Annotated in this window: 11 protein-coding genes; 4 read left to right on the top strand and 7 right to left on the bottom strand. The window is 53.6% G+C overall.

All coding sequences use genetic code 11. The features are described from left to right. From B9N93_RS24065 to B9N93_RS24050, 4 genes are all read right to left on the bottom strand, one after another. A partial coding sequence (locus tag B9N93_RS24065) for an AAA family ATPase (RefSeq protein WP_176225433.1) occupies positions 1 to 320 on the bottom strand: 320 nt, incomplete at its 3' end. Positions 321 to 556: 236 nt separating this feature from the next. Continuing rightward, positions 557 to 811, bottom strand: coding sequence for a hypothetical protein (locus B9N93_RS27035; protein WP_085216892.1), 255 nt, complete (start codon positions 809 to 811; stop codon positions 557 to 559). Further along, positions 811 to 1,500 (bottom strand): DNA-primase RepB domain-containing protein, encoded by a 690-nt coding sequence (locus B9N93_RS24055; protein ID WP_176225432.1) that lies wholly within the window; start codon positions 1,498 to 1,500, stop codon positions 811 to 813. Before B9N93_RS24055 ends, B9N93_RS27035 begins: the two co-directional genes overlap by 1 nt. A gap of 40 nt (positions 1,501 to 1,540) precedes the next feature. After that, entirely contained in the window at positions 1,541 to 2,203 is a 663-nt protein-coding gene (locus B9N93_RS24050) for a DNA-binding protein (RefSeq protein ID WP_085216867.1), read from the bottom strand. A gap of 559 nt (positions 2,204 to 2,762) precedes the next feature. Here B9N93_RS24050 and B9N93_RS24045 point away from each other — a divergent pair. Next, the gene (locus B9N93_RS24045) at positions 2,763 to 3,020 is read left to right on the top strand and encodes a hypothetical protein (RefSeq protein ID WP_125469212.1); all 258 of its coding nucleotides are present in this window, start codon (positions 2,763 to 2,765) and stop codon (positions 3,018 to 3,020) included. 88 nt (positions 3,021 to 3,108) lie between these two features. On the opposite strand, the gene B9N93_RS24040 is transcribed toward B9N93_RS24045, so the two are convergent. Next, positions 3,109 to 3,423, bottom strand: coding sequence for a hypothetical protein (locus tag B9N93_RS24040; protein ID WP_085216865.1), 315 nt, complete (start codon positions 3,421 to 3,423; stop codon positions 3,109 to 3,111). 241 nt (positions 3,424 to 3,664) lie between these two features. Beyond that, positions 3,665 to 3,865 carry a hypothetical protein gene (locus tag B9N93_RS24035; RefSeq protein WP_085216864.1) on the bottom strand — a complete coding sequence of 67 codons (201 nt, stop codon included), beginning with the start codon at positions 3,863 to 3,865 and terminating at the stop codon, positions 3,665 to 3,667. 435 nt (positions 3,866 to 4,300) lie between these two features. On the opposite strand from B9N93_RS24035, the gene B9N93_RS24030 reads away from it, so the two are divergent. Both B9N93_RS24030 and B9N93_RS24025 read left to right on the top strand, forming a co-directional pair. Continuing rightward, a complete protein-coding gene (locus B9N93_RS24030; protein WP_085216863.1) occupies positions 4,301 to 4,957 on the top strand; it encodes an AAA family ATPase in 657 nt (218 codons plus the stop codon). 14 nt (positions 4,958 to 4,971) lie between these two features. After that, positions 4,972 to 5,211 carry a hypothetical protein gene (locus B9N93_RS24025; RefSeq protein ID WP_085216862.1) on the top strand — a complete coding sequence of 80 codons (240 nt, stop codon included), beginning with the start codon at positions 4,972 to 4,974 and terminating at the stop codon, positions 5,209 to 5,211. On the opposite strand, the gene B9N93_RS24020 is transcribed toward B9N93_RS24025, so the two are convergent. Next, positions 5,212 to 6,093 carry a site-specific integrase gene (locus B9N93_RS24020; protein ID WP_125469211.1) on the bottom strand — a complete coding sequence of 294 codons (882 nt, stop codon included), beginning with the start codon at positions 6,091 to 6,093 and terminating at the stop codon, positions 5,212 to 5,214. Positions 6,094 to 6,907: 814 nt separating this feature from the next. Between B9N93_RS24020 and B9N93_RS24015 the strand changes: the two genes are divergently transcribed. Further along, positions 6,908 to 7,726, top strand: coding sequence for an ankyrin repeat domain-containing protein (locus B9N93_RS24015; RefSeq protein ID WP_085216888.1), 819 nt, complete (start codon positions 6,908 to 6,910; stop codon positions 7,724 to 7,726). Positions 7,727 to 7,811: the final 85 nt, after the last annotated feature.

Raw genomic sequence — 7,811 nt, 5'->3', positions numbered from 1 at the left:
ATGTGCCCAATTAGCACAGACATTAAGGATGCATCGTTTTCATCTCCCGCATGAAAGCTGCGAAGGGTATCCAGAAATAAAAGCCGCGAACCGGTCGCAAGGTTCTCAATGGATTCCCGCCACGCTCGACCATTGCCTCCCAACATATCCGGCATGTGCGATGTGAGATCCTCGACCAGGAGATTGCGCACACAACGGCCACGCTGCTCTTCGGTCAGCAACCTACCTATCGCGTGCAGCCTCGAATGCAGGATTTCCGCGTCGTCCTCTGCGGACAAGTACACAACCCGCCCCGTCTGGCATCGCTCAAGACCAAGCAAGTCGGCACCCCGGCGACAACATGCGAGAGCATGAGCGACAAGATGGATTTGCCAAGACCACCAGGACTCACCATGGCCCCCACTTTGCCGGGCAGCAAGCCCGGCAAAACGTATTCACGAATTTTCGGTTTTTCTTCGTAACAGTGTAAAATATCAATTGCCATACTCGGATCCAATCACATCAATGATTATGGCGCGGTCTCGTGCGATGCCCGTCCCACGAGACCACCCCCCAGTTATTCCGCAGTTAATTGCCGTCTGTTTCCTTCCCGCTCCCTTTCTCGTGCACGCTCTTGGGCAAGCCTAAGAAGCTTATGCTTGACCTTTTCGTATTCCACGAAAACCCCGCTCGCCAACATTTCAACCCATATCTCCGCCTTTCCAACCGTCCGTGCCAGATAATCCTCCACATGCCCTTTTTTCCTGTCCTGCAATCCAGTCGAATGCTCCATAATCAATTGCCGGACAATATCGATTCCATACCCATTCATCAAAGCGATAACGGATAACTTCCAATCCGCTTCCGAAGGACTCCTCGCATTTGACGAAAACGCTTTGTACCACTTAGCAAACGATCCATACCCCCCGATGGTAGAGGAATGGATGCCCTGGCTTGCACCATCCGTTCGTTGCTCGCCCTTTCCTTGTCCTCATGCGCCATAACCGCTTCGCCTAAAAGCTTTTCAGCAGACGACGCGACGAAATTGGGTTTCAAGTCGGTGGCGTAAGCAAGCAGCGCCCATGGCTGCCCCCTTGCCGTCGTGTGCTCCGATTTCCGGTTCGTGAAACCCGCCAGCCGACCGAAATGGAGAGCGTGCGCGGAATTGCGGTCGCCGCCGTATTCCTCCGCCAACAGGATGGCCGCTTCAGTCCTTACCCCTTCCTGGACCGATTTCCCCGAATCGAATCCTTGATAATTTTTGGGAGAGGTCTCGACAACAACGATTGGCTCGTAGCCATCCATTTTCATTTGCTCGACGGTGTCATAATCAATATCGTCGATCAAAATAATGCCGGTCTCCGACCCGGGAGCCGGTTTTATGAAAATGTCGTTGCACATCAAGTTCATCCGCTTCAGCCAAGGAACGGATTCGATGACCTTGCTCGGACTCCAAGCGCGTATCATCATCTTCTTTTCGACATAATCCCGGATCCCGATTTCGTATGCATCGCACGACATGGCCGAAACCTGTCGACATACCGCCCTTCTCGTCCGGTCTTCAGCCATTACCTTCAACCCGTTTTTGCATCTCGTGAAGCTGCGCAGCCAGGGTTTCCCGCATTGATTCGGATACCGCCGCCTTCGAACTTTCCTCAAGAATCCGCTTTTCAAGCAAAGTGATTTTCTCTTTTTCTTCGGAACGGGCTTCTCTCTCGACTTCGAGGCGGACGGTAAGCGCCGCTACTTCCCTTTCGGCGGAGGTCCGGAGCTTGCGCTCACCATCAAGGTCGTCTTGTAACCGCTGGACCTCGCGCTCACGCGAATCGGCAACGGCAACGGCTTGATCGCGCTCCCTTTGTAGGTGCGCGACCTGGTCCTGCAATACGGCGACCTTATCCTCCAGCACTTCGGTTTCCGAAGCCATTCGGTCTAGCTCCGACCTTTCTTCAGCCAACTGCTGCTCAAGCTCCGCGCGCGCATTCGTACCGGCCCGCTCCAGCGCCCTGCTCAACTCGAGCAGCAAGGTGTCCGGTATGCGCGTCGATGCAGAAAGGGGCGCGGGATTCGCTTCGCGCCATTTCTTAAGCGCCGAGTGAATCGTCGAATTGGAACCACTTCCAAGAATCGACCTGACCGATTCGAGCGTCGGCTTCCTGCCCGACGCGACAACAGAGTTAGCTGCATCCGCGATTTGATCGTAAGTAAGTCCGGGGCGGGCCATTCTTGATTTCCTCAATGTGCTATTGGCATATATTACATCATACTTTTATTGTATTACGTAAAAATACGATTTGAAAATTGAGACCTATTCCACATTTTTGGAAATTTTGTGGTGCCAGAGTGGGCGTCGGGATGGTATCGGAAAGGCAGCCATGACGACCGAGGTCGGTTGGGAGTGGTAGCTACCGGGGATGACCGGCGGTGGGCGATGGGATGGTTCCAGCGCCGCCGGGCTGGAGCGTCATGCAGGACGGGACAAGTTCCAATCCATGCCGCTGACAAGGTTCGACGGCAATTAAAGATACTATGTTGATGCCTTTAAAGTATCAATATGATATCTATTTGATTCGCCTCCACTGGGATGTGCTCTTAGAGGGTTGTTGAGCGGGGGTACGGCAATTGGCACCTGCTGGTCCGCCGCGAAGTCGGTGCCCGCGAAATCTCCCATTACTGCCTCTCCAACGCCCCCGCCCATACGTCCTGGATCGAACTGGCGGGGGTCCAGGCCCAGGCGTTTCTTCATCGAGCACAGCCTCCGCGAGGCCAAGGGCGAGTGCGGCATGGGCCGATTACCAAGTCCGCCGCTGGATGCCTGGCACCATCACATGGCCTTGGTCATGCTGGGAACCCTGTTCCTCGAGAAGCAGAAGGTCGCGGGCCGCCAGTCGTGGCCGATGCTCTCGTTCAGCGACCTGGTCACGGCGCTCGCCCATCTGCTGCCCGCCCGCCCACTCACCGCCGAAGACCTGGCGACATCATCGCCAAGCGGCATCGGTTGCGGCGGCAAGCCAGCGATTCCCACGCTAGGCGGTCAATGAAAGCCTTGGAATGAATCTGACAAAGTAGAATTAATAGCGCCATCACAAGCTCCACCCACTAGGCCACAAGGATCCTTGCAGCCTGGGTTCAAAGGAAATCCTCAGTGACATCGGTGAAATCCGTGTCGCCCCACATGCGCCGGAAAACCCGCCAACCAGCCTCGGACCATCCCGGGTCCCCAGTCAACACGTATTTCCTACCGGAACGCGTTGTCGCGGTCTTGGTTGCCGAGTCGAACTCCTTGACCGAGGTACTCACCCTGCCTTCGCACACTTCAGGATCGTAGCCGATCAACCTGACTTTACCGGTGGGTAGCCGAACCGCCGACCAGTCTATGAGTTCCACCACGGGTGCCTGGGATATCGGTGGCGCTGTCCAAATCGCTGTTTCGATGCGTTCCATAGGTAAGCTTCCTGGAATCCTGTAATTCAAACCCTGTCTTATTACCAGCGACGCCTGTCCAGGGTTGCAACCGCTGAGCCCCTTGCGCCCAAGATCGGTCAATCCGCGCCTCGCGGACCGCCAGGCACCCATAGGAGGCCGAAAGCTAGCGCCGTTCCTGCACGCAATATAGGGTCAGAGCCACCGCTTCGCGCCACGGGTCATGAGCGTCTTACCCCAAAGGGCCAGGTCCAACGTCTTTTCAGGAATCCGGGCGGCGGTCCAGCCAGCGGTCGATATCCTCGTCCAGCCATACCGGTGAAGTCAAAATCCCCCACAATTGCGAGAAGACATACCATTCGTCATCCGAGATGCCTGGCTCGCCGATCAGCAAATACTTCCGGCCCGACCGCGTCGTGGCGATCCGCGCCGACCGGTCGAAATCGACCTCCGTGGAACTCACTCTGCCTTCCCGCTGGGTGAGGTTGTAGCCGATCAGCTTGGTCTTGCATCACCGGAATCCTCCTCAATGGCGCGACACATGGGGATATTGCAGCCTGTACGACATCAGCCACTCAACCGCCTTCCGGGTCCGCCGCTGACTGGTGAAATACTGTTCCAGCCATGGGTCGCCACATCTCCCGTTATTGGAACTCCTCCTGCCCGATCGAACATATCGCCGGGTGGGTTGGGTGTTTCTGTGACCCGCGCAGCGCTGGCAATGGTCGGTCGGTCTTGGATCTAGGATATGGAACCTCTACGTTCGCCTCTAAAGCCTGGGCCAAACCGAACATCATCACGACAAGTCGGGGAGAACCCGATTTTTTACAATTTGCTTGTTGAAATGAAGGAAAAATGATATTTTTTAATGCTATAAAGATATCAGAGAAATATCAAAATGATTTTAGTCTCCGGCGGAATTAAGGGCGGCTCCGGAAAAACCACGATTGCGACGAACTTGGCAGTGATGCGCGCGGCGCAAGGCCGCGATGTGCTGCTGATCGACGCGGACGACCAGGAAACAGCTACCGATTTCACCGCGCTACGTAGCGAGCGCCTGCCAAGTGGTGCTGGCTATACCAGCATCAAGTTGACGGGCTCTGCGGTGCGCACCGAAACCCTCAAGCTCGCGAGCAAGTACGACGACATCGTCATCGACACTGGTGGACGCGATACCACAAGCCAGCGCGCCGCCCTCGCCGTCGCCGACGTCCTCCTGGTGCCCTTCGTGCCTCGCTCCTTCGATGTGTGGACATTGGAGAAGGTCTCCAGCCTAGTGGGCGAGATGCGGGCCGCGAATCCGAACCTAAAGGCGTACGCCTTTATCAACCGTGCCGACCCCAACGGCAGGGACAATGCCGAGGCGGCGGAAGTAATCCGAGAAACCGAAGTCCTGGCGTTCATCGACACCCCCCTTGGGACGCGGAAGGCGTTCAGCAATGCCGCCGCCCAAGGCCTAGCAGTGATAGAACTCAAACCTCAAGATACAAAAGCCGCCGAGGAAATCTGGGCGCTGTTCAGATATGTATTCGATACCGTAGCAGTATCCGAATAAACCATAGGAGCGATATGGCAATCACCCGGAAACCTAAAGTAAAACCCGAAGCCGTTGATGTCGATGCATTGATTCACAAAGGCGGCAGCGTCGCTGGCGAAACCGGACGCAAGAAGGAAATCACGCCGATCATCCTCCGTGTCCCTTCGGATATCATCGAGCGCGTGGATCTGGCAGTCAAAAACCGACGGGTCAAAACCCCACGGCATACCTGGCTCATCGAAGCTATACTCGAAAAACTGGACCGCGAATAACTACGCAAGTCCAGTATCCAGAGTTTCCTTTTCGGGCATTTTCCCCGGCGACCGGGAATGCCGAACTTCGTGGGTGGAGCCGATTTCAGCAGGAATAACACCGCCCGCTCTACCAATGTTTGAATTTCCATATCGAGAGCGCGTTCTGTCTGACCGATGCCCCAAAGCTTCGCTGACCAGGTCCGCATCCCCCACGACTTTCTTAATGTCGGAAGCAAAAGCGTGGCGGAAACAATATGGCGTGATCGACTTATGCCGCCGCGGAAAAGTCATCCTGCCGTAATATGTGATAGCGGACGTGAAAGAGCTCGGATTCTTAATGGCTACATCAAGCTCCCCGCCCGCCATCTTCACCAGGTCGGACATGTCGGTAACCAGCCCATTCTTGTTCGGCAGGGCGTAACGGATGAACCGCTCGGGCTGGCCACTTTCCTTCCCGATCTTTGCGCCCACGATCTTGAGCGTCAACGTATCCCCCTCGATCCATATCCTCACCCCGTGCTTTAGCTCTTCGGGCCGGCATCCAGACACCGCCGCCGTCAGCGCGGGGACGTAGTTGTCCGATTCAAGCATGCGTTCAAGCATCTTTTCACGCCAGTCGGACGGCAAACCTGTCAGGTCATTACGCTTCGATTTCCTTGGTATCTGGTCAACCACCGGACATGCGCGTCCCATAAACTCCATCCGCTCGGCCAGGTCGAGCAAGTCGGCCAGTCGCGCTCCAACTACAGGATCCCCGGCACCCTCGAATTCCCCAACAACCTTTTGTATGTCCAGCGAAAGCATCGCCCGGATCGCATATTTCCGCTTGTAATAAGTCGATTTTTTCCGGGTACCGAAAATCCTCTCCAGAACCTCCCCTATCGGCAAAGAAGGCTTCACGGTCCGCGAATATTCTTTTAAGTATTGCTGAAATGTGTCTTCAGTAAGCGATTTTGGGGGTTACCAATAAGATATTGATTTGCGCGATAAATCAAGTCCGTTTTGTTAATCGATTCGGTCATGTCTGGTTTCCAAGAAATTTTCAGGTTTTCGATGGGTGGCTTTCGGGCACCTGGGGCCACCTAGCCCCTATTATTCGCTAACTCATAACACCTAAAAATTCCATAGCGAATAATAGGTATCTTAATAAAAACCAAGGATGTCGCATAGGAAAACCAAAAAGTTTTTATTTGATTAACAAAATAAAGAAAAATCGCCGAAAACCATTCGGTCACCTGAAAAACGATCGGATCCAGAATGGATCTAAACGGATCTAGTTGCATCATTTCGACACGAAACCAAAACAACACGAACACGGCACGAATCACCTATGGATCCAATCGAATCCGGTCGGATCTGGAACGAATCGCTTCAAATCAACGCCGACACAGCACGCACCACCTTACAACAGCAAAAATTGGATCCAACTGGATCTGCTTGGATCCGGTCACATCACAAAAGATCACTGAAAAAACGGGGACGTGCCGCCGCAGGTGGCTCAGACCAGACCGCATCCTTGGCGACGAAGTCGGTGCGGTGCGCGGACAGGGATGACGGGGAGTTCCACCGAAGGATCGGGTTTTCCGGGTCGAGAAGGCGAACAAGCCCGGCTCGGTCAGGAATTGGCGCAATTGCAGCAGGCACATCGGATTTTAGGATTTCCTAAAGGGGCGATGTGCTTTAATGAATCAGTAGCACAATTTTTTAAAAAATCATGTCCACTACCTTAGATATATTGGATGATAGCTATTCTGACATGGATCATGCCTGCATGGTTTACTGCGCTATTGAAGAAGGTGATTATGATGCAGTAATGTCGTATATTATAAAATACAATGAAGATTTATATATAGCAGAAAATTTAATATCTTACGCTCTTGGATACAACAAAAGCGAACTTATCCAATTACTACTCGAATTTGGAATGGACGCCAATAAAAGGTATTATGACGGTTCAACCTTGCTGCATGAAGCCGCTCAATGCGGTTCTGAACGCGCCATATTTCCCCTGATCTTTGCCGGCGCGAAACTAGATTCAAAAGATAACCGTGGCTGGACTCCCTTGCATTACGCTACATCCATGAATTTTATCAATACCGAAGTAATCGGCATATTATTGGACTTCGGTGCTAATATTAATTCGGTGGACGACGAGGGCTTTACGCCGATTTATAGGTCGATTGAGTTGATAGGGTTTGGATACCCTGAAACGGGTTTTGGTAATTTCCAATTTTTGCTCAACCGTGGAGCAAATATTCATGCGAGACTGCCGGATGGCGGCACGCTACTGCACGCTGCGGCAAATGCCCTGAATTACAGAGATAAGCGCTATAAAGCAGCAGCACTATCAATATGCAAACTGCTTATCGAGAGTGGATTGAGCATATGCGATATCAGAAACGACGGAGCAACTGTACTAAATGTATGCAAGTCCGCCGCCGCCGTGGCGGCGCTCGAAAAACTCAGCTTCGACAGCACATTCCTCCGCACACCTTCGACTATCCATAAGTTCCCGGTTCACCCGCAACCATGACGAAAACAGAGCAAAGGGACCGGGCTTGGAGGTCGCCACATACGCCTTGTAGCCGGTCGCCCTGGAGACCGCCGTCCAAGAGACG

Origin of the sequence: Methylomagnum ishizawai, from assembly GCF_900155475.1 — a bacterium.
Taxonomy (GTDB): domain Bacteria; phylum Pseudomonadota; class Gammaproteobacteria; order Methylococcales; family Methylococcaceae; genus Methylomagnum; species Methylomagnum ishizawai_A.
The sequence above is the reverse complement of the archived record's forward strand: the minus strand, read 5'-3'. Positions and strand labels throughout refer to the sequence as shown.